The 20693-nt window shown below is 68.8% G+C and carries 18 protein-coding genes and 1 tRNA gene; 10 read left to right on the top strand and 9 right to left on the bottom strand.

Annotated elements, in window-relative coordinates:
• The first annotated feature begins 112 nt into the window (after nt 1-112).
• Together QE438_RS06535 and QE438_RS06530 are read left to right on the top strand one after the other, a co-directional pair.
• A complete protein-coding gene (locus QE438_RS06535; protein ID WP_306991634.1) occupies nt 113-1378 on the top strand; it encodes a glutamate-5-semialdehyde dehydrogenase in 1266 nt (421 codons plus the stop codon).
• A gap of 402 nt (nt 1379-1780) precedes the next feature.
• Nucleotides 1781-3697 (top strand): CocE/NonD family hydrolase, encoded by a 1917-nt coding sequence (locus tag QE438_RS06530; protein ID WP_306991636.1) that lies wholly within the window; start codon nt 1781-1783, stop codon nt 3695-3697.
• Between the two features lie 70 nt (nt 3698-3767).
• On the opposite strand, the gene QE438_RS06525 is transcribed toward QE438_RS06530, so the two are convergent.
• The gene (locus QE438_RS06525; RefSeq protein WP_306991639.1) at nt 3768-4343 is read right to left on the bottom strand and encodes an energy transducer TonB; all 576 of its coding nucleotides are present in this window, start codon (nt 4341-4343) and stop codon (nt 3768-3770) included.
• Nucleotides 4344-4484: 141 nt separating this feature from the next.
• The gene (locus QE438_RS06520; protein WP_306991641.1) at nt 4485-5150 is read right to left on the bottom strand and encodes an energy transducer TonB; all 666 of its coding nucleotides are present in this window, start codon (nt 5148-5150) and stop codon (nt 4485-4487) included.
• Between the two features lie 147 nt (nt 5151-5297).
• Here QE438_RS06520 and serS point away from each other — a divergent pair, with 147 nt between their 5' ends.
• From serS to QE438_RS06495, 5 genes are all read left to right on the top strand, one after another.
• Nucleotides 5298-6578 carry a serine--tRNA ligase gene (gene serS / locus QE438_RS06515; protein WP_307183990.1) on the top strand — a complete coding sequence of 427 codons (1281 nt, stop codon included), beginning with the start codon at nt 5298-5300 and terminating at the stop codon, nt 6576-6578.
• A gap of 216 nt (nt 6579-6794) precedes the next feature.
• Nucleotides 6795-7034 carry a hypothetical protein gene (locus tag QE438_RS06510; protein ID WP_130533239.1) on the top strand — a complete coding sequence of 80 codons (240 nt, stop codon included), beginning with the start codon at nt 6795-6797 and terminating at the stop codon, nt 7032-7034.
• Nucleotides 7035-7188: 154 nt separating this feature from the next.
• Nucleotides 7189-8175, top strand: a complete 987-nt coding sequence (locus QE438_RS06505) for a LysR substrate-binding domain-containing protein (RefSeq protein ID WP_130518750.1) — start codon at nt 7189-7191, stop codon at nt 8173-8175.
• 108 nt (nt 8176-8283) lie between these two features.
• A tRNA-Ser gene (locus QE438_RS06500) sits at nt 8284-8373 on the top strand.
• Between the two features lie 453 nt (nt 8374-8826).
• The gene (locus QE438_RS06495) at nt 8827-9348 is read left to right on the top strand and encodes a DUF6680 family protein (RefSeq protein WP_306991644.1); all 522 of its coding nucleotides are present in this window, start codon (nt 8827-8829) and stop codon (nt 9346-9348) included.
• A gap of 423 nt (nt 9349-9771) precedes the next feature.
• Here QE438_RS06495 and QE438_RS06490 read toward each other — a convergent pair whose 3' ends face one another.
• Nucleotides 9772-10440, bottom strand: coding sequence for a glutathione S-transferase N-terminal domain-containing protein (locus tag QE438_RS06490; RefSeq protein ID WP_306991646.1), 669 nt, complete (start codon nt 10438-10440; stop codon nt 9772-9774).
• A 17-nt stretch (nt 10441-10457) separates the two neighbouring features.
• Nucleotides 10458-11072, bottom strand: coding sequence for a glutathione S-transferase (locus QE438_RS06485; RefSeq protein WP_306991648.1), 615 nt, complete (start codon nt 11070-11072; stop codon nt 10458-10460).
• 112 nt (nt 11073-11184) lie between these two features.
• Here QE438_RS06485 and ftrA point away from each other — a divergent pair, with 112 nt between their 5' ends.
• Entirely contained in the window at nt 11185-12165 is a 981-nt protein-coding gene (ftrA, locus tag QE438_RS06480; RefSeq protein WP_306991650.1) for a transcriptional regulator FtrA, read from the top strand.
• Between the two features lie 422 nt (nt 12166-12587).
• Here the strand turns inward: ftrA and QE438_RS06475 are convergent, their stop codons facing one another.
• Nucleotides 12588-13484 carry an AraC family transcriptional regulator gene (locus tag QE438_RS06475; RefSeq protein WP_306991652.1) on the bottom strand — a complete coding sequence of 299 codons (897 nt, stop codon included), beginning with the start codon at nt 13482-13484 and terminating at the stop codon, nt 12588-12590.
• 104 nt (nt 13485-13588) lie between these two features.
• Between QE438_RS06475 and QE438_RS06470 the strand changes: the two genes are divergently transcribed.
• Nucleotides 13589-14515 (top strand): amidohydrolase family protein, encoded by a 927-nt coding sequence (locus tag QE438_RS06470; RefSeq protein WP_306991655.1) that lies wholly within the window; start codon nt 13589-13591, stop codon nt 14513-14515.
• A 175-nt stretch (nt 14516-14690) separates the two neighbouring features.
• Complete coding sequence (locus QE438_RS06465) at nt 14691-15854, top strand: zinc-dependent alcohol dehydrogenase (RefSeq protein WP_306991657.1); 1164 nt, start codon at nt 14691-14693, stop codon at nt 15852-15854.
• 153 nt (nt 15855-16007) lie between these two features.
• Here the strand turns inward: QE438_RS06465 and QE438_RS06460 are convergent, their stop codons facing one another.
• The 4 genes from QE438_RS06460 to QE438_RS06445 all read right to left on the bottom strand — a co-directional run bounded on the left by QE438_RS06460 (nt 16008) and on the right by QE438_RS06445 (nt 20670).
• The gene (locus QE438_RS06460) at nt 16008-17399 is read right to left on the bottom strand and encodes a coniferyl aldehyde dehydrogenase (RefSeq protein ID WP_306991659.1); all 1392 of its coding nucleotides are present in this window, start codon (nt 17397-17399) and stop codon (nt 16008-16010) included.
• The gene (locus QE438_RS06455) at nt 17396-18994 is read right to left on the bottom strand and encodes a GMC family oxidoreductase N-terminal domain-containing protein (RefSeq protein ID WP_306991661.1); all 1599 of its coding nucleotides are present in this window, start codon (nt 18992-18994) and stop codon (nt 17396-17398) included. The genes QE438_RS06460 and QE438_RS06455 overlap by 4 nt, the downstream gene beginning before the upstream one ends.
• A gap of 46 nt (nt 18995-19040) precedes the next feature.
• Nucleotides 19041-19670 carry a helix-turn-helix domain-containing protein gene (locus QE438_RS06450; RefSeq protein WP_306991663.1) on the bottom strand — a complete coding sequence of 210 codons (630 nt, stop codon included), beginning with the start codon at nt 19668-19670 and terminating at the stop codon, nt 19041-19043.
• Between the two features lie 97 nt (nt 19671-19767).
• A complete protein-coding gene (locus QE438_RS06445; RefSeq protein WP_306991664.1) occupies nt 19768-20670 on the bottom strand; it encodes a LysR family transcriptional regulator in 903 nt (300 codons plus the stop codon).
• Nucleotides 20671-20693 lie beyond the last annotated feature (23 nt).

The raw sequence follows: 20693 nt of genomic DNA, 5'->3' as shown, positions 1-20693 counted from the left end.
CGTTCGGTTCGTGGGGAATGCCCCAGCGGAGCAAGCTCCGCTCTACAGGTGTAGGCGCCCGTCCAGTTGTGGCTTCCACCAAAACCTTCTTCATTCGAGTTGAGTCCCTGCCATGACCGACGACATCAAGACCCAGGCGCTGGCCTGCCGCGACGCCGCCCAGGTGCTGGCGCAGCTGTCCAGCGCGGACAAGGCCGCGCTGCTGGAGGCCATGGCCCAGGGCCTGCTGGACCACGCGCCGGAGATCCTGGAGGCCAACGCCAAGGACCTCGACGCGGCGCGCGCCAAGGGCGTCGGCAGCGCCATGCTCGACCGGCTCACGCTCAACCCCGAGCGCATCGCCGGCATCGCCGCCGCGGTGCGCGAGGTGGCCGCGCTGCCCGATCCGGTCGGCCAGGTCACCCGCACCGACACGCGTCCCAACGGCATCCGCGTCAGCAAGGTGCGCGTGCCGCTGGGCGTGATCGCGATGATCTACGAGGCCCGCCCCAACGTCACCGCCGACGCGGCCGCGCTGTGCATCAAGGCCGGCAACGGCGTGATCCTGCGCGGCGGCTCGGAGGCCATCCACTCCAACACCGCCATCGCCACCGTGCTGCAGGCCGCGCTGGAGGCCGCGCACGTGCCGGCCGCCGCGCTGACCCTGGTCACCGACCTGCGCCGCGAGACCATGCTGGCGCTGCTGCAGCTGAGCGACATCGTCGACCTGGCCATCCCGCGCGGCGGCGAGGGCCTGATCCGCTTCGTCGCCGAGCACGCGCGCGTGCCGGTGATCAAGCACTACAAGGGCGTGTGCCATCTGTTCGTGGACGACAGCGCCGACCTGGACCTGGCGCTGAAGCTGCTGGTGGACGGCAAGGTCTCGCGCCCCAGCGCCTGCAATGCGCTGGAGACCCTGCTTGTCCACCGCGACATCGCCGACGCCTTCCTGCCCGCGGCGGCCAAGGCGCTGCTTGCGCGCGGGGTGGAGCTGCGCGGCGACGAGGCCACGCGCATCCTGGTTGCCGAGGCCAAGCCGGCCTCGGACGAGGACTATGCCGCCGAATTCCTCGACCTGGTGCTGGCCGTGCGCGTGGTCGACGGGCTGGAGCCGGCCATCGCCCATATCCGCCACTACGGCTCGGACCACACCGAGGTCATCGCCACCGGCGATGAGGCGCATGCGACCGCCTTCGTGGCGTCGCTGCGCGCGGCGGTGGTGATGGTCAACGCGTCATCGCGCTTCTCCGATGGTGGCGAGCTGGGCCTGGGCGCCGAGATCGGCATCTCGACCACGCGCCTGCATTCCTACGGCCCGATGGGACTGGAGGCGCTGACGGTGGAGCGCTTCGTGGTGCAGGGCGAAGGGCAGACGCGGGTCCCGATCGCGATCGATTGAGGTCGTCGGGCATCCACACACGACCCACCCGACGCGGTGGCCATCAGCGCCCAGGCCGGCAGCTGAGTGGGGCCTGGTGGGAGCAACTGTCTCCCAGATTGAGTCGCAGCTTCCGTGTAGAGCGGAGCTTGCTCCGCTGCGTTTCGGCCGGATCATCGGCAAGCCCCAGCGGAGCAAGCTCCGCTCTACAGGGAGATGCCCATGCGGCCTTCAAAGCAGGCAAGCACGCCAGCCATCGACGCGACTCGGTGCCTCACCGAGGTCGGGCAAACGCTGAGGCGCAGCGGAAACTAAAGCGCAAAGCCAAGCGCACGGCGTGGGCTCTATGCCATCAGTCACGGTGCCTTGTGGGTCAGCGCGCCCATAGACTGTCCGTTCAGTCACCCCGCCTGGAGCCCCACGATGCGCATCGCCGCGTTGCGTCCGACCCTGCTGTCCCTGCTCATGGCCGCCGCGCTGCCCGCGCTGGCCCAGACCTCGCCCATGACGCCGGACATCACCGGCAAGCCCTTCGTCGCACCGGACGCGGCCAACGACTACATCAAGCGCGTCGTGGAAATCCCCATGCGCGACGGGGTCAAGCTGCACACCGTCATCGTCATCCCCAAGGGCGCGCACAACGCGCCGATGCTGCTGACGCGCACGCCGTACAACGCCGATGGCCGCACCTCGCGCCTGGATTCGCCGCATATGCGCGATCTGCTGGGGCAGGGCGATGAGGTGTTCGTCGATGCCGGCTACATCCGCGTGATCCAGGACGTGCGCGGCAAGTACGGCTCGGAAGGCGACTACGTGATGACCCGGCCGCTGCGCGGTCCACTCAACGACACCGCCGTGGATCACGCCACCGACGCCTGGGACACCATCGACTGGCTGGTCAAGAACGTGCACGAGTCCAACGGCAAGGTCGGCATGCTCGGCTCGTCCTACGAGGGCTTCACCGTGGTCATGGCGCTGACCAACCCGCATCCGGCGCTGAAGGTGGCCAACCCGATGAGCCCGATGGTCGATGGCTGGATGGGCGACGACTGGTTCAGCTATGGCGCGTTCCGCCAGGTCAACTTCGACTACTTCACCGGCCAGCTGAGCAAGCGTGGCAAGGGCAGCGCGATCGCGCGCGAAGGCTTCGACGACTACAGCAACTTCCTGCGCGCCGGCTCGGCCGGCGACTACGCCAAGGCCGCCGGCCTGGACCAGCTGCCGTGGTGGCACAAGCTGACCGAGCACCCGGCCTACGACGCCTTCTGGCAGGAGCAGGCGCTGGACAAGGTCATGGCCAGGACCCCGATCAAGGTGCCGACCATGTGGCTGCAGGGCCTGTGGGACCAGGAGGACATGTGGGGCGCCAACCACAGCTATGAGGCGATGGAGGCGCGCGACACCGGCAACGACAAGAACTACCTGGTCATGGGCCCGTGGCGCCACAGCCAGGTCAACTACGATGGCAGCAGCCTGGGCGCGCTGCAGTGGGATGGCGACACCGCGCTGCAGTTCCGCCGCGACGTGCTGCTGCCGTTCTTCAACCAGTACCTCAAGGACGGCGCGCCCAAGGCCGACACCCCGCCGGTGCTGATCTACGACACCGGCGCCAACCACTGGGACCGCTACAAGGCCTGGCCGCAGGTGTGCGACCAGGGCTGCAAGGCCAAGCCCAAGGCGCTGTACCTGCTGGCCGGCGGCAAGCTGGGCTTCCAGGCGCCGGCCGCGGACGGCGCGCAGTACGACGAGTACGTATCCGACCCGGCCAAGCCGGTGCCGTTCGTGCCGCGCCCGGTGGATTTCTCCGATCGCCAGATGTGGACCACCTGGCTGGTGCAGGACCAGCGCTTCGTCGATGGCCGCCCGGACGTGCTGACCTATGTCTCCGAACCGCTGACCGAGCCGCTGACCATCGCCGGCCGCCCGCAGGTCAACCTGCAGGCCTCCACCAGCGGCAGCGACAGCGACTGGGTGGTCAAGCTGATCGACGTGCAGCCCGATGAGGTGGCCTCCAACCCGAAGATGGGCGGCTACGAGCTGCCGGTGGGCCTGACCATCTTCCGCGGCCGCTATCGCGAGAGCTTCGAGCATCCCAAGGCGATCACGCCCAACCAGGCGCTGGCCTACGACTTCGACCTGCCCAACGCCAACCACACCTTCGGCAAGGGCCACCGGATCATGGTGCAGGTGCAGTCCACGCTGTTCCCGCTGTACGACCGCAACCCGCAGACCTTCGTGGACAACATCTTCTTCGCCAAGCCGGGCGACTACCAGAAGGCCACCCAGCGCGTGTGGCACACGCCGCAGCAGCCGAGCTTCATCAGCCTGCCGGTGAAGTAGGGCGCACGAAAAACCCGCAGGCGGCGAGCGCCTGCGGGTCTTGGTTGAAGCGCTGACGCCGGCGCCTGCCTTACTGCGGTGAGAACTCTACCGGCACACGCACCAGCTGGGCCACGGCCTTGCCATCGCGCATGGCCGGGCTGAAGCGCCAGTCGCTGGCGGCCTTCAGCGCAGCGCGGTCCAGGTCGCGGTTACCGCTGCGCTGGGCGATGGTGATCTGCGAGGGCTCGCCACGCGCGTCGACCTGCACGTTGAGCAGCACCGTGCCGCCCTCACCGGCGCGCAGCGCCGACGGCGGATACTTCGGCTGTGCATTGCTGGCCAGCAGGGCCGGGGCGCGATCCGGCGCGACCTTCTTGGCCGGCGCGGTGCGGGTGGACTCGCTGCGCTTGGCGACCACCGGCTTATTCGCACGATCGGCCGCCGCGGAGTCGGCGGTCGGCTGTGTGGCAGGCACCGTGCCGTCTGTCGGCGGGGCCATCTCGGCGCGGCGATCGCCGCTCAGCCACCAGGCGCCCGCGGCCAGCACGACCAGCAGCAGCAACCACAGCAGCGGGCGCGCCCCAGGGCGCTGCCCATCCGGCCGCGCGTCGGCGTGTGCGTCGCGCTGGGCCTGGGCATTGAATTCGGTCTGGGTCTGCGACATGTCAGGACTCCTTGCTAGGCGCCGTTGGCGGCGCGTAGGGGAGTGTCTGCAGCCATTCGTTGCTCACACGTGAGAGGCCGGTAAAGGCCGGCCATGCTGCACCTGCACGGTTCAGCGATGCGAAACGCGTGTGGTGGGCGCTCAGCGCTCCAGGTTGAACTCCACGGGAATGTCCACCGCGCCCGCCACCGGCTGGCCATCGTCGATGGCCGGCTGGAACTTCCACTTGCGCACCGCCTCCATCGCCGCGCGGTCCAGATCGCGCGAGCCGCTGCGCCGGATCAGCGCCACGCCGCCGGGATTGCCCTGCGCATCGACCTGGATGCGCACCATCACCGTGCCGGTCTCGCCCTTGCGCAGCGCGGACGGCGGATAGGTGGGCGGCGGGCTCTGGCCATCGATCGGCAGGGGCGTGGCGCGGTTCTGCGGCGGCGCGGGGGCGGCCGGCGCGGAGGCGACGGGCGGGGCGGTCTCGCCGCTGGAACGCTCGGGGGCGTTCTCCACGACCGGCGCGGGGAACGCGCTGGCGCCGCTGGTGCCCGCGTCGGCCTGCGCCTGCGCGTCGGCCGAGGGCGCCTGCATGCCGCTGGCGCCCTGGTTGGCGGCCGCCGGCTCGGGCAGCGGCGCGGTGGCCGCCTCGGTGCCGCTCTGGTCGGCGGGCTGGACCGAATAGAAGCTCTCATCGCCCCGGTTGGACAGCCACACGATGCCGAACAGCAGCAGCCCGGCCACGAACGCCCCCAGGGCGATCCACAGCGCCTTGTGCGGCAGGCGGAAGGTGAAGGCACGATCGCGGGAGGTGGACATGGTGCGGGCAGGGCGTGAGGAGCAGGCCGCGATTCTTGCACAGGCCGGCCGCGCGCTCCCGACTGCACGCTGGCTGGCGGCGGGCGTGGCGGTGTGGAAAAGGCGATAATCCACGCCTTTCCCGCTCATAGCCGCACGACCGCCACGATGCTCGATCCCGCACTGCTCCGCACCCAGCCCGCCGAACTCGCCCAACGCCTGCGCCTCACGCGCGGCTTCGAGCTGGACGTGTCCGCGCTGGAATCCCTGGAGGCGCGCCGCAAGCAGCTGCAGGTGCGCACGCAGGAGCTGCAGAACCTGCGCAACACCCGCTCCAAGGCGATCGGCCAGGCCAAGGCCAAGGGCGAGGACGTCGCGCCGCTGATGGCCGAGGTCGCCGGCTTCGGCGAAGAGCTCAAGGCCTCCGAGGTCGAACTGGACCAGCTGCGCGCGCAGATCGAGGCCATCGCCCTGGGCATTCCCAACCTGCCGCAGGCCAGCGTGCCGCCGGGCAGCGACGAGTCGGGCAATGTCGAGCAGCATCGCTGGGGCACGCCGCGCGCGTTCGACTTCGCGGTCAAGGACCATGTGGAGCTGGGCGCGCGCAACGGCTGGCTCGACGGCGACACCGCGGCCAAGCTCTCCGGCGCGCGCTTCACCGTGCTGCGTGGGCCGATCGCGCGCCTGCACCGGGCGCTGGCGCAGTTCATGCTGGACCTGCACACCGGCGCGCACGGCTACCAGGAGACCAATGTCCCGGTGATCGTCAACGCCGAGAGCCTGATCGGCACCGGTCAGCTGCCCAAGTTCGAGGAAGACATGTTCGCCACCCAGCTGGGCGAGCACCGTCGCTACCTGATCTCCACCGCCGAGATCTCGCTGACCAACATCGTGCGCGACAGCATCGTCGAGGACGCCGCGCTGCCGATGCGCATGACCGCCCATTCGCTGTGCTTCCGCTCCGAGGCCGGCAGCGGCGGGCGCGACGTGCGCGGCATGATCCGCCAGCATCAGTTCGAGAAGGTCGAGCTGGTCGCCATCGCACGCCCGCAGGACAGCGAGGAGGAACACGAGCGCATGACCCGCTGCGCCGAGGTGGTGCTGGAGAGTCTGGGCCTGCCGTACCGGCGCATGCTGCTGTGCTCGGGCGACATGGGCTTCTCGGCGTCCAAGACCTACGACCTGGAAGTCTGGCTGCCCTCGCAGGACACCTACCGCGAGATCTCCTCGGTCTCCAACTGCGAGGCCTTCCAGGCGCGCCGCATGCAGGCGCGCTGGCGCAACCCGGCCACCGGCAAGCCGGAGAGCGTGCACACGCTCAACGGCTCGGGCGTGGCCATCGGCCGCTGCCTGATCGCGGTGATGGAGAACTACCAGAACGCCGACGGCAGCATCGACGTGCCGCAGGCCCTGCGCCCGTACATGGGCGGCCTGGAACGCATCGCCTGAGCCCACGGCGGCGGCCATGTCCGCGTGCGCGCCGCCATATGCGGCCGCGCGCCAAGCTGTGTCAGCGCCGCCACGTGTGAACCCCCGGCAAGCGCCCGCCGCGCGCGGGCTTGCCTGACATTTCCGACAGGATTATCAAGCGCGGGCGTCCTCGGCCGCGCTCAATCCGAGCGCCTCGCCGCCGGCGCCTTCGTCCTCAATCGGAAGGTCATTGTCATGAACACCAAGCAGCTGCTGCAGATCGCGACCCTCGGCGCCGCCCTGGCGCTGGGCACCACCGCCTTCGCCAAGACCCACACCGGCACCGCGCAGACCCATCACTGCAAGCTCGCCGACGGCAGCACCGACACCAGCAAGACCCACAAGCAGTGCACCGCGGCCAAGGGCACCTGGGCCAAGGACGCCGCCGCGCCCGCCGCCGCCCCGGCGCCCGCGCCCGCCAGCACCAGCAACTGACGCCAGCCGAAGGCCACGCGTCGCGCCTGGCGGGCGCGTGGCCCTGGGGCAGGGGCCGATTGGCCCACCGACGGGGCGGAGAATCCCACCCCATTTGGTCCGTTTTCGTTGCATGGGCAAACATACGGGTGTTAAATACCCTGAATCGTTCCAGATTCGGGATGGCGCCATGCAGGACCTCAACGACCTCTACTACTTCGCCATGGTCGTCGACCATGGCGGTTTCGCCGCCGCCGAGCGCGCGCTCGGTATCCCCAAGTCGCGTCTGAGCCGGCGCATCAGCCAGCTGGAGACCGACATGGGCGTGCGCCTGCTGCAGCGCTCCACGCGCCGCTTCGCGGTCACCGACGTGGGCATGAGCGTGCATCGCCACGCGCAGACCATGCTGGCCGAGGCCCAGGCCGCCCGCGAGGTGGTCGACCGCCTCTCGGCCGAGCCGCGCGGCGTGGTCCGCGTCAGCGTGCCGGTGGCGGTGGCGCAGATGCAGCTGCCCAAGATCCTGCCGGCCTTCCTGGACAAGTACCCCAAGGTGCGCCTGCAGCTGCACGTCAACAACCGCCGCGTGGACATCATCAACGAGGGCTACGACGTGGCCCTGCGCGTGCGCGCCAAGCTCGACGACGACGGCAGCCTGGTGATGCGCAGCTTCGGCCAGATCCAGGAACTGCTGGTGGCCAGCCCCAAGTACCTGCAGCGCGCAGGCCGTCCGCAGGCGCCGGAAGACCTGGCCCAGCACGTGACCATGTCGATGAGCGAGGACGAGGCGCGCCAGCGCTGGGAGCTGCACGGCCCCAACGGCGAGGTGCGCAAGATCGAGCTGCAGCCGCGCCTGGCCGGCTTCGACTTCCCGCTGCTCAAGGCGCTGGCCAAGGACGGCTACGGCATCACCATGCTGCCCGAGACCGTCTGCGCCGACGCGGTGCGCAGCGGCGAGCTGGAAGTGGTGCTGCCGGAATGGTCGCTGCCGCAGGGCATCTGCCACGCCGTGTTCGCCTCGCGCCGTGGCCTGCTGCCGGCCGTGCGCGTGTTCATCGACTACCTGGCCGAGCACCTGCCGCAGCAGATCGAGGAATCGCGCCTGGACTGCGGCGGCAAGTGCACCGAGCGCCTGGTCGAACTGGGCCTGCGCAAGGCCTCCTGACCCGCACGCCGCGCGCGGCTACACCTGCGCCCGCGCCCCATGCGAGAATGCGACGCCCGGCCACCACGCCGGGCGTTCTGCTGTCGGGCCAGGCCCCGACACGCACCCGGAGAGATGGCCGAGCGGTTTAAGGCACCGGTCTTGAAAACCGGCGAAGGGTCAAACCTTCCGTGGGTTCGAATCCCACTCTCTCCGCCATATGTCTATAAAAATTAATTACTTATAGATAATTTTCGCTGCTTCCCCACATCCGGACCAACAGGCCTTTTCGGGTACAGTTTCGCCGCGATGAATGCTGTTTTACTATGGGATAGCCCCGCGAAAGCGGGAAGACCAGAGGAGTTCGTTATGAATAACCAACTGATCTTCCCAACCTCGGCCAACCCATTTGCTACGTGGCTTGGACAGCTGACCTAACGGGGAGAACTACGGGTGCAGCCGGGAAGTTCCTGCAATTTGTTTTGTAGGGGAGCCGCGTGGTAGCAGCGTGGTAGGCCTAGAGTAAAGCTCTACGCTCATAACCGGTGTCTGGTGGGCCAGCATCTGGAGTGTGGTCGTGCCCATAGGTCGGTGACCGATGGATAACACTTCTGCAACCAGACCCGAGAGGCCAGACGCGCATCCACCTACGCCTATTCCTGGGGAGGAAAAATGGGCCCGATTACCATAAGTGACAGCCTCATCATTTTGGCGACATTCTTTGGTCCGATTGCGGCTGTTCAAGCGCAGAAGTGGGTGGAACGTTCGCGAGAAAAAAGTAATAGGCGCGAACACGTGTTTCATACATTGATGGCAACACGTGGAACGATGCTATCGCCCGATCATCTACGAGCGCTGAACTCAATTTCGCTCGTGTACCAGGGTGACGATAACGCATCCACCGGAGTCCGAAACGCTTGGAAGTCATATCTGCACAATCTATCCGCTGACTTGAGTCAGGCCAACGAGCAACAGCAGACCGTTCATTTCGCAAAGCGAGCAGAACTCTTCGTTGACCTGTTGGCTGCCATGGCAGATGAGAGAAAATTCGTTTACGACCGCGTGTCTCTGATGACAGACGCCTATCATCCTCATGGGGTTGGGATGGCGGAAGTTGAAGCGAACGCCATTCGCAGGCACACGCTCGCACTTCTAGAAGGTGATATTGCGCTAAAGGTTCGAGTAGAAGATTAGTCTGCGCAGACTCGTAGCTTTTTCCTTCCTGGCGTTGACTCATACGCAATCATGCGGGCTCCTCATTGACGCGCCATAGTGATGTGAATAATTTGCTTCCCCCGGCATTGATCCCTCAACTCCGGAGTAGCAACCATGACTGCAGGAAGTTCGCCCGCGGCGCGCAGCCCGCACCGTTGAAGCCCGCGCCATAGCAAAAAGCGGGGTCAGAGTGTATTTCCTAGAGGCAGTGCTAACGAATGCTCGGGGCGGGACTGCACTCTGACTACGGTTTCGTAACCACATCCCCATCTCGGCAAGGCTGGCGCAGCTGCGTATTGCAGCCGCGTATTGTTGAAAAGAAGAAGAGCGGCGCCGGTAAATCCGCGGCCGGCTGGCGGCGACTGTATTGATGAGCTGTGATATGCGACGGCGCTGTGTGCCTCAACGAACAGGAATGTTGGCGAAATTGCTTCGTTCGCGCTCCGCGCGCCCGACGGCCATGGCGCGTCGCACGGCCGGCCTGGCCATCACGGTGTCGAACCAGATTTTCAGACGGGGGAAGTGCGGGAGCTCCTGACCCTGCTTGGCGTGCGGCACGATCCAGCCCACGCACGCCATGTCGGCGATCGAGTATTCGCCGGCGAGGTAGTCGCGATCCGCCAGGCGGCGCTCGAGCACGCCGTAAAGGCGTGCGACCTCGCGGGTGTAGCGTGCGATCGCGTAATCGATGGCTTCGGGTGCGTACTGTCGGAAGTGATGGGCCTGGCCGGCCATCGGGCCGAGCCCGCCGACCTGCCAGAACAGCCACTGGTCGACCTCCACACGCTGCCGCTCGTCATCTGGATAGAAGCGTCGGAACTTGCGGCCCAGGTACTGCAGGATGGCGCCGGACTCGAAGATCGAGAGCGGTGCTCCGTCGGTCCCTTGGGGATCGACCAGCGCCGGAATGCGGTTGTTGGGCGAGATCCGCAGGAACGCGGGCGCGAACTGCTCGCCCTTGGTGATGTCGACGAAGTTCACCCGATAGGGGACGCCAAGCTCCTCCAGCATGAGGGTGATCTTCCAGCCGTTGGGCGTCGGCCAGTAGTGCAGTTCAAGCGCATCGCTCATCCGCGCGCTCCACGCCGTCACGCATAAGGAAACGCGGTGAAGGCATCGGTGGCCTCCGCGTGGGCGGAAAGGCGTGAGAGCGCGGGATGGGCCTTCGCGTCGATGATCCCGGGCAGCATCTCGCGCGAGAAGCGGAAGGCGACGGCGCTGGTGACATCCGCCTGGAGCGGCCGGCCATCGAACAGCCAGGGATCGGCGCGATCCACTTCGGCTTCGAGCAGGCGATAGGCGGCCACCAGCTGACCCTGGACGCGATCGACCCAGGGTTGATGCTGCTTCTCGGCCGGACGCAGGTTGCGCTCGTAGACGATCTGCACGGTTTTCTCGCAGGCCGCGAGCGCCAGGCCGATGACGCGCTGCGAGCGGACGTAGGCGTCCATTGCATTCGGGATGAGCCGCAGCTCGGGGGCTGCCAGCCGCTCGCCGAGATCGAGGATCAGTCCGGAGTCGATCAGGACGGTTCCGTCGCCGGTGACCAGCGTCGGCGCTTTCACGATCGGATTGATCGCGGCAAAGGCATCGAAGGTCGAGAACACCGACAGCGGCTGATGGTCGAAGTGCAGTCCCTGGAGAGAGAAGGAGATCGCAACGCGGCGCACGTAGGGAGAATCCAGCAATCCGATCAGCTGCATGGGGCGTGTTCCTTTTCCGGTTGGCGTCGTGGGGTGTGACCTCTTCGATCGGCAAGGTAGCGAGCGGGCAGCCGCGTTGTAAGTGGCCGGATTCGCCACTATCGTAAGGATCATGCCAAACGACGCCGGGCCGCTTGTCGTCATCCCTGTCTACGACGCGCTGTGCACATTCGAGTTCGGCTGCGCCTTCGAGGTGTTCGGTCTGTCGCGCCCGGAGATGGGGGCGGGCTGGTATCGCTGCCGCACCGCGGCGGTGGAGCCGTCACCGATCCGCGGCGCGGGTGGCCTGCGGCTCGAGGCAGACGGCGGATTGGAGCTGCTCGAGGCCGCCGATACGATCGTGATCCCGGGTTGGCGAGGAGCGGATGCGGCCGCGCCTCCCGCGTTTCTGGAGGGGCTGCGCCGGGCGAGCGCGGCGGGCACCCGGATCGTCTCGATCTGCGGCGCGGCCTTCGTGCTGGCGCAGGCGGGCCTGCTCGCGGGCAGGCGGGCGACGACGCATTGGCATCACCTCGCCACGCTGGCATCGCGCTATCCGGAGCTCGTGGTCGAGCCGGATGCGCTTTACGTCGATGAGGGCGACATCCTCACCTCGGCCGGAAGCGCCGCCGGCCTGGACCTGTGCATCCACATCGTGCGCAAGGATTTTGGTGCCAAGGCCGCCAACAGCGTCGCGCGCCGCCTGGTCGTCGCCGCGCACAGGGACGGTGGCCAGGCGCAATTCATCGAGCGGCCGCTTCCGCCGCCCTCGGGCGCAAGGCTGTCGGAGCTGCTCGAAACGATCCAGCGTCGGCTCGACGAGAAATGGACGGTCGAGCGCATGGCGGCCGAAGCGCTCGTCAGCAGCCGCACCCTGCAACGCCATCTGCGTGAGGCGACCGGGCTTGCCCCGGGGGAGTGGCTCCAGCGCCAGCGCCTGCACTACGCCCGCGATCTGCTGGAGGAGACGAGCCTGTCGGTCGAGGAGATCGCCATGCGTGCCGGTTTCGGGACGGCCACCAATTTCCGCCAGCACTTCCGTGTCGCCACCGGCCTGCCGCCGGCCACCTATCGAAGCCGCTTCCATCGCGATGCGGAGGCACGCGCTCGATAGGTCGGGACGTGGCCGCAGAAACAAAAAAGCCCTTGGCGGCCAAGGGCTTTGTCCTCGAATGAACAGGCTCGCGAGCCTGATCCGACCCGCCGCGCGCGGTGTGCGGCGGGTCGGTCCGCAGCGTTACGGAGTCTGCGTCGGCGGCGTTGGAGCCTCCGGCGGCGGCGGTGCCATCTCGGGCGGCGGCGGGGGCGGCTGTCGGTCGCCGTGCGCGTGCGGCGGGGGCGGCGGCGGGCCGTCGGGGCGGGGGTGTGGGGCGCAGGCGGCCAGCGCGAGACACGCGGCGGCCATGAACACGGACGAGCGAACAAGGCGCATATCGGTTCCTTGGGTGGTCGGGCGCATCGACCCTATCGGCGGCGTCGTGTACGCGGGGTCAGCACGGTTTGCCGGGCTGTGTCAGCCCACATGCCGCCTGGCTTTCAGGAAAGTGCCTCCGTGCCGCGCGATGGACCGATCGCCTGGCGAACCTGGGCCGGGGTCCTGCCGCAGACGCGCTTGATCGCGTAGATGAAGCCGGCATAGCTGCTGAAGCCTGCCGCGTCCGCCACCTGCACCAGCGTCGCGTCGCTGTCGTGCAGCAGGGCAAGCGCGCATTGCGCCCGGGCGCGCAGCACGTACTGCCAGATCGAGCAGCCGAGCGCGGCGCGGAAGGCGCGGTTGAGGTAGTAGGGGCTGGTCGCGGCCGCATCGGCGATCTGCGCGATGTCCAGTTCCTCGCCCAGGTGCGCGTGGATGAAGGCCAGGGCGGTGCGCACGCGCCAGGGCTCGCCGCCACGGCTGGCGTGCGCAGGGCGCGCGGCCCGGGGCACCAGCTGGGCGGCCACGGCGAGGAAGATGGCGTCGCCGATCAGCGTGCCGTGCGGCTGGCCGGCCGAGGCGTCGGCCAGCAGGGCGCGCAGCAGCCGCGCCATGCCGGGCGCGCGATAGTGCAAGCGGCTGCGGATCGCCTGGCGGACGCCTTCGGGCGCCACGCCCAGCGCGCCGGCCATGGCGCCGTCGGTGAAGTAGAGGCAGGCCGATTCCATCGGCGCATCCCAGCGCGCCGATCCGGTCACGCCGGCCTGGATCATGGTCAGCGTCTCGGGCGGGGCGCGCCCGTGTTCATGGCCGCTGTCCACCTTCAGGACCACGCGCGGCCGCGTCGGGCCCAGCGGCAGGGCGAGGTGATGGAAGGCCCAGCCCGGCTCCTCCAGCTCGATCGCGGGGATCAGCGAGTGCTCCATGGCGCAGGACGACCACTGGCCGCGTGCGCGCAGCAGGTCGGGGCGGTCGTCGGGGAGCTTGCGCAGCAGCGTCACGGGCGGGTCGGACGTCATGGCGGTCCCTTGGCAGGCCAGGAGGGCACGAATTCGCAATACGCCGGATCCTCGGCGCTCCAGGATGCGTTTTCAAGCGGTATCCCACACCACACGGAGGCACCATGGTCCCCTTGCTGCTTGCGCTCGCGCTGTCGTCCGCGCCCACGTGCGTGGCCGGCGTCGAGCCGGTCATCGACATCCACATCCACAGCTACGAGCGCGATGGGCGCTTCGAGGCGCGCGTGCCCAACCTAGGCGATGGCCAGCCCATGCGGGTGTTCAACGGTGCGGACCACGCCCGGGCCACCGCCGCCGCCCTGCGCGAGGCCGGGGTGGTGCGGGCGATCGTGGGCGGCGCCAGCACGGCGACGGACGATCGCATCATCGCCCTCGATCCGGCGCGCCTGCGCGGCGGGTTCGAGATCGACGACATCCCCGATGCCGCCATGCTCGACCAGATCCGGGCGCGGCATGCGGCGGGCAAGCTGGCGATGATCGGCGAGGTCGAATACCAGTACCGCGGCATCGCCCATGACGACCCGCGCCTGGAGCCGCTGTGGGCCCTGGCCGAAGCGCTGGACGTCCCGATCGCGGTGCACTCGGGCGCCGGGCCGGCGGGCATCGTCTACCGCGGCCAGCCGCTGCACCGCGAGCGCCTGGGCAACCCGTCCTCGTTCGAGGAGGTGCTGGTGCGTCACCCGCGCATGAAGCTGATCATCATGCATGCCGGCTGGCCCTTTCTCGACGACACGGTGGCGCTGCTGCATGCCTATCCGCAGGTCTACGTCGACCTGGGCGCGATCGATTGGGCCGAGCCGCGTCCTTTTATGGATCATTATCTGCAGCAGCTCATGATCTACGGCTTCGGCAAGCGCATCCTGTTCGGCTCGGACCAGATGGTGTGGCCCGAGGCCACGGCGCAGGCGATCGCGCGGTTCCGCACGGCGCCTTACCTCTCCGAGGCGCAACGCCGCGACATCCTCTTCAACAACGCCGTGCGGCTGTTCGGCTGGACGGATCTGGCCGATTGCGGCAAGGCAGGCGGGTGAGTTGCGCCTGCCGGCGCTGCGAACGGGCCACGCAGCGCACTGCAACGAACGCGTCGGCATGACAGACCGCACAGCTTGGCGTTAACAAAGATTGACGCCGGCGCGTGCCTGCGGTGCTACTGCGCTAACGGCACGGCGAGGAGGGTGGAAGGCCCGACTCACCGGAGATCCGAAGATGAAAGCGTTGACCTACCATGGTTCCAAGGACGTGCGCGTCGAGACCGTTCCCGATCCGCAGCTGGTGGAGGCCGACGACATCCTCCTGCGTGTGACGGCGACCGCGATCTGCGGATCGGACCTGCACCTGTTCCACGGCAAGATCCCGGAGACCCGACACGGCGACATCTTCGGCCACGAGTTCATGGGCGTGGTGGAAGACGCGGGCCCGGCGGTGACCGAGGTGAGCGTGGGAGATCGGGTGGTCATCCCGTTCGTGATCGCCTGCGGCAAGTGCTTCTTCTGCGAGAACGAACTGTTCGCCGCCTGCGAGACGACCAACCCCGACGAGGGCGCCAGCGTGCGCAAGCGCTCGAAGATGACGCCGCCGGCGGCCCTGTTCGGCTACTCGCATCTCTACGGGGGCGTTCCGGGTGGGCAGGCCGAATATGTGCGCGTACCCAAGGCGAACGTGGGGCCGTTCGCGGTGCCCGGCAGTCTGGCCGATGAGAAGGTGCTGTTCCTGTCAGACATCCTGCCGACGGGCTATCAGGCCGTGCTCAACGCCAGGGTCGAACCGGGCTCCACGGTCGCCATCTTCGGCGCGGGTCCCGTGGGCCTGATGGCCGCGGCGTGCGCGCGCATGCTGGGCGCCGAGCGGATCTTCATGGTGGATTCGGAGCAGTACCGGCTGAACTTCGCGGTGAGCGCCTATGGCGTGATCCCGATCGATTTCAGCGAGGGCGATGCGTCGGAGCGGATCCTGGAACTGACCAACGGAAGAGGCGTCTCCGCGTCCATCGATGCGGTCGGCTTCGAGGCCAAGGGCAGCACCACCGAGACCGTGCTGAGCACGCTGAAGATCGAGACCAGCTCCGGCGAGGTGATCCGCCAGTGCATCTCGGCTACGCAGCGCGGTGGTGTGGTGAGCGTGCCCGGTGTGTATGCGGGCTTCATCCATGGCTTCCTGATCGGCGACGCCTTCGACAAGGGGCTCTCCTTCGCCATGGGCCAGACCCATGTGCACAAGTATCTGCCGGAGCTGCTGGGCTTCATCGAGGATGGCGATCTGGACCCGGACATCATCATCTCCCATCGCATGAAGCTGGCCGATGCGGCGCAGGGCTACAAGATCTTCGATGAGAAGCGGGAAGACTGCCGCAAGGTCGTGATGACGCCGTAGCAGGGGAGCAGAACGCGCCGCTCGCGAGCGGTGCGTCTGCGAAAGCAGGCGGCAAGCATCGCGCGAGATGCGGTAGTGCGCTGATCGGATCACTCAAGGAAGCAAGGTGGCACCTTGCTTCCTTCTTCTTTGCGCGAACCGGATCGCGCCGCCCTAGCGCGCCAGCCAGCCGAACATGCGCCGCGCCAGCCCTGTCCACGGTGGACCGATCCGCTGGAACACATTGACCGGCCCGACCTTGAACACCGCGCGCGCATGGCTGAAGCGCTTGAAGCCTTCCTGCCCGTGATAGGCGCCCATGCCGCTGGGGCCGATGCCGCCGAAGGGCAGGCTGTCCTGGGCGATATGCAGCAGCGTGCCGTTGAGCGTGACGCCGCCGGAGGTCACGCCGTCCAGCACGCGTCGCTGCACCGCGCGCTCGCCGCTGAAGCAGTACAGCGCAAGCGGGCGCTCGCGCGCGGCGGCGAAGGCGATGGCCTCGTCCAGATCGTCGTAGCCGATCAGCGGCAGCACCGGGCCGAAGATCTCCTCGCGCATCAGCAGGCTGTCCTGCGGCGGGTCGAGCACCAGCGTGGGGGCGATCTTCTCCGTCGCGCCGCCCGCATCGAGTGCCTGCACGCGCGCGCCGGCCGCGCGCGCCTGGTCCAGCGCCGACGCCAGTCGCTGCCGATGGCGTGGCGTGATCACCGCCGAATAGTCCGCATTGCCCGCCACCGTCGGATAGCGCCGCCGCGCCGCGTCCAGCACGGCGGCGGCGAAGTCGTCCAGCTTTGGGCGCGGCACCAGCACGTAGTCCGGCGCGATGCAGGTCTGCCCGGCGTTGAGGAACTTGCCGAAGGCGATCGCATCGGCGGCCTTGGCCAGCGGATAGTCCGCCGCGACGAAGGCCGGCGACTTGCCGCCCAGCTCCAGCGTCACCGGGGTGAGATGGTCGGCGGCGGCGCGCATCACCTCGCGCCCGACCGCGGTCGAGCCGGTGAACAGCAGATGGTCGAAGGGCAGGGACGAGAACGCCCTGGCCGTGTCCACGCTGCCGGTCGCCACGGTCACCAGGTCGGGCGCGAAGTAGCGCGCGACCAGCTGCGCCAGCAGTTCGGAAAATCGCGGGGTCAGCTCGGATGGCTTGAGCATCGCCCGGTTGCCGGCGGCCAGCGCATCGGTCAGCGGGCCAATCGACAGCAGCAGCGGATAGTTCCAGGGCGCGATGATGCCGATCACGCCCAGCGGCTCGTAGCGCAGCCAGGCGCTGGCCGGCTGGAACACCACGTCCACCGGCCGGCGCACCTGGCGCATCCAGCGCTGCACATGGCGCTGGGCGTGGCGGATGCCGCGCAGCGCCGGCAGCACTTCCAGCATGCGCGTCTCGTCGTGCGAGCGTCCGCCGAAATCCGCGTCGATGGCCTGCACGATCTGCTCGACGTTCTCGCGCACCAGCCGTGCCAGCGTTTCCAGCCATGCGCGCCGCGTCCGCGCATCCGCCGCGGGCGTGGCGCGCGAGGCCCGGTGCAGCGGTGCGAACAGCGCCTGCAAGTCATCGTGGTTCATGCGGCGCTCCTGCCGAGGATGAGGTCGGCGGCCTTCTCGCCGATCATGGCCGACGGCGCCTGGGTATTGCCGCTGATCAGCGTCGGCATGATCGAGGCATCGGCCACGCGCAGGCCCTGCAGGCCGTGCACGCTCAGGTCCGGGGCGACCACCGCGCCGACGCCGCGGCCCATGCGGCAGGTGCCGACCGGATGGTAGATGGTGTCGGCCTGATCGCGGATCAGGCGCAGCAGCTCCGCATCGTCCGGGCGCGGGCTGGCGTAGAGCAGCTTGCCGCCGTAGCGCGCCAGCGGCGCTGCATCGAGGATGCGGTGCACGGCGCGTGCGCCCTTGAGCGTCAGCGCCAGATCGTCCGGCGCGGAGAGGAAGTTCGGATCGATCAGCGGCGCCTGCGCCGGGTCGGAGGAGGCCAGCCGGATCCAGCCCCGGCTCTGCGGGCGCAGCGCACACACGTGCAGGGTCACGCCGCGCACCAGATGCGTGTGCCGCGCGTGGTCGTCGACCAGCGCCGCGCAGAAGTGGAACTGCAGATCGGGCCGGTCCACTTCCGGCGCGCTGCGGACGAAACCGCCGGCCTCGGCCAGGTTGCTGGTGAGCATGCCGTGGCCGCGCCGCCATGCCGGGAACGCCGCCGCGCCGCGCAGCAGCGTGTCCGGGCCGAAGCCGAGCAGGCCCGGGCCCTTCATGCGCTTGAGGCCCACATAGTCCAGGTGATCCTGCAGGTTGGCGCCCACGCCGGGTGCGTCGTGGACCACACCGATGCCGTGTTCGGCCAGGTGCGCACCCGGTCCAATGCCGGAGAGCATCAGCAGCTGCGGCGAGCCGATCGCCCCGGCCGAGAGGATCACCTCGCGGTGGGCGCGGATCGTCTCGCGTCCGTGCCGGGTCACCACCTCCACGCCGGTGGCGCGGCGGCCTTCGCAGATGATCCGCTCGGCGCGGGTGTCGCTGAGGATGCGCAGGTGCGGCCAGCGCGCGGCGTCGGCCAGGTAGGCCGAGCCGGCGTCCAGCCGCGCGCCGTTGCGCTGGAAGACCTGGTACAGGCCGATGCCTTCCTGGCTGGGGCCGTTGAAATCCGGGTTGGCCGCATAGCCCGACTGCAGCGCCGCCTCGATGAAGGCCTGCGAGACCGGGCTGGGCGAGGCCAGGTCGGACACCACCAGCGGCCCGCGGTCGCCATGCAGCGCATCGGCGCCGCGCTGGTTGGCCTCCGATCGCCGGAACAGCGGCAGCACGTCCTGCCAGCCCCAGCCCGGGCAGCCGGCGGCGGCCCAGCCGTCGTAGTCCTGCGGCTGGCCGCGCATGTAGATCATCGCGTTGATCAGGCTCGAACCGCCCACGCCACGCCCGCGCGGCACGTAGCCGCGGCGCCCGCCCAGCCCGGCCTGGGGCACGGTCTGGAAGGCGTAGTTGCGCGCCGACTTGAACGGCACCAGCGCGGCGATGCCGGCCGGGATGCGCGAGAGCAGGGACGGGCCGGGCGGGCCGGCTTCGATCAGCGCGACGCTGGGCCTTTCCGCCGCGGCCGCCAGGCGCGCGGCCAGGGCGCAGCCGGCCGGTCCCGCCCCGACGATGACGTAGTCTGCTTCGCGCATGGTGTGGTCCTCCCGGCGCGGAGCATGGACATACTTGAGGAAGTCGTCAAATTTGTTGCGCTGCGGCCAGACTGCCGATGCCGCCCATCACCAGGCGCGTCATCAGCCCGGCCACCTCGTCGATGTCGATGCGCTCGCGGCCCTCGAGCAGCAGCAGCGTCTCGATGCCGTTGGACACGATCAGGCTGGCGACCAGCGAGACCTGCCACGGCGCGAGCGCCAGCCCCGGCATGCCGCGTACCACGTCGCGCCTGATATCGCCGAGCAGCGAATCGATGCCGTCCAGGTCGTACAGCCGGGTGCGGATGTGGTGCTGGTTGCGCGCGATGAAGGGCAGGGCCGCTTCGATGCCCAGGATCAGCACCAGCAGGTCGCGGTAGGACAGCTGCAGCATGGTCTCCAGGTCGTCGGCGCGGGCGCGCGCCTGCGCGGTGACCGCGCGCACCTGCGCCAGCAGGTCGCCCAGCAGTTCGTCGAACACCGCCTGCTTGGTGCGGTAGTCGTTGTAGAAGCTGCCGGTCGACGCGCCGCTGGCGGCGACGATGCCCGAGATCGTCGCCGCATCCAGCCCCTGCTGGGCGAACACCGACCACGCGGCCTGCTTGATGCGCTGGCGCCGCTGTTCGGAGGTCGCTTCGCGGCGTTTGGACGGCTTGTAGCGGCGCGGGGTGGTCATGGGCTTCGGTGCATCGATCGGGCGCGCAGGGGTGGGCAGGGCGGCCCGGTCAGGATGGCCAGCCGCTCGTTGAACCCGCAGGCAGGCGCGCAGCGCTTCATGGTGCGATCGCTTCCTTGAGCAGCCGCTCGACCCAGTCGGCGAACACCTGCACCCGCCGCGACAGGTGCTGGCGATGCGGATACAGCAGGGTCATCGGCAGCGGCGCGGCGCGATGCCCGGGCATCACCTCCACCAGCGTGCCGGCGCGCAGCGCGTCGCGCACGTCGTAGGCCGGGATCTGGATCAGCCCCAGGCCGGCCAGACAGCAGGCGATGCAGGCCTCGGCGTTGTTGACCGTGACCCGGCCGGGCATGTGCAAGGTCTTCGGCGTGTCGCCTTCCATCCACTCCCAGGGTTCGACCCGGGCGCTGGACGGCGAGGCGTAGTGGATCGCCCAGTGGCTGGCCAGGTCTTCGGGCGCCTGCGGCGTGCCGTGCCGGGCCAGATAGGCGGGGCTGGCGACGTTGATCAGCGGCAGCGTGCCGAGCGTGCGGGCGATCAGCCCCGAATCGCTCAGCGGCCCGACCCGGACCACGCAGTCCACGCGCTCCTCGACCAGGTCGACCGCGCGGTCGGTGACGCCCAGGCTGATGTCGATCTCCGGATATTCGTCGAGGAAGCCGCCCAGCGCCGGGGCGATGATCAGCCGCCCGATGCGCCCGGGCACGTCCACGCGCAGCTTGCCCGAGGGCTTGGTCTTGCCCTGGCGGAACAGCGCCTCGGTCTCCTCGACGTCGGCGATCACCCGCAGGCAGCGCTCGTAGAAGGCCGCACCGTCCTGGGTCGGGGCGACCTTGCGCGTGGTCCGGTGCAGCAGGCGCACGCCGATGCGCCCTTCCAGCTCGGCCACGGCGGCCGAGACCGAGGAGCGCGGCATGCCGAGCGTGTCGGCCGCGCGGGTGAAGCTGGCCACCTCCACCACCCGGACGAAGATGCGGAACAGGTCGATCCGGTCCACGGCGCTGCGTCCCTCGATTGGTC

Source organism: Pseudoxanthomonas sp. SORGH_AS_0997 (assembly GCF_031453535.1).
Classification (GTDB): Bacteria; Pseudomonadota; Gammaproteobacteria; order Xanthomonadales; family Xanthomonadaceae; genus Pseudoxanthomonas_A; species Pseudoxanthomonas_A winnipegensis.
This window is presented reverse-complemented; position numbering and strand designations above follow the sequence as displayed.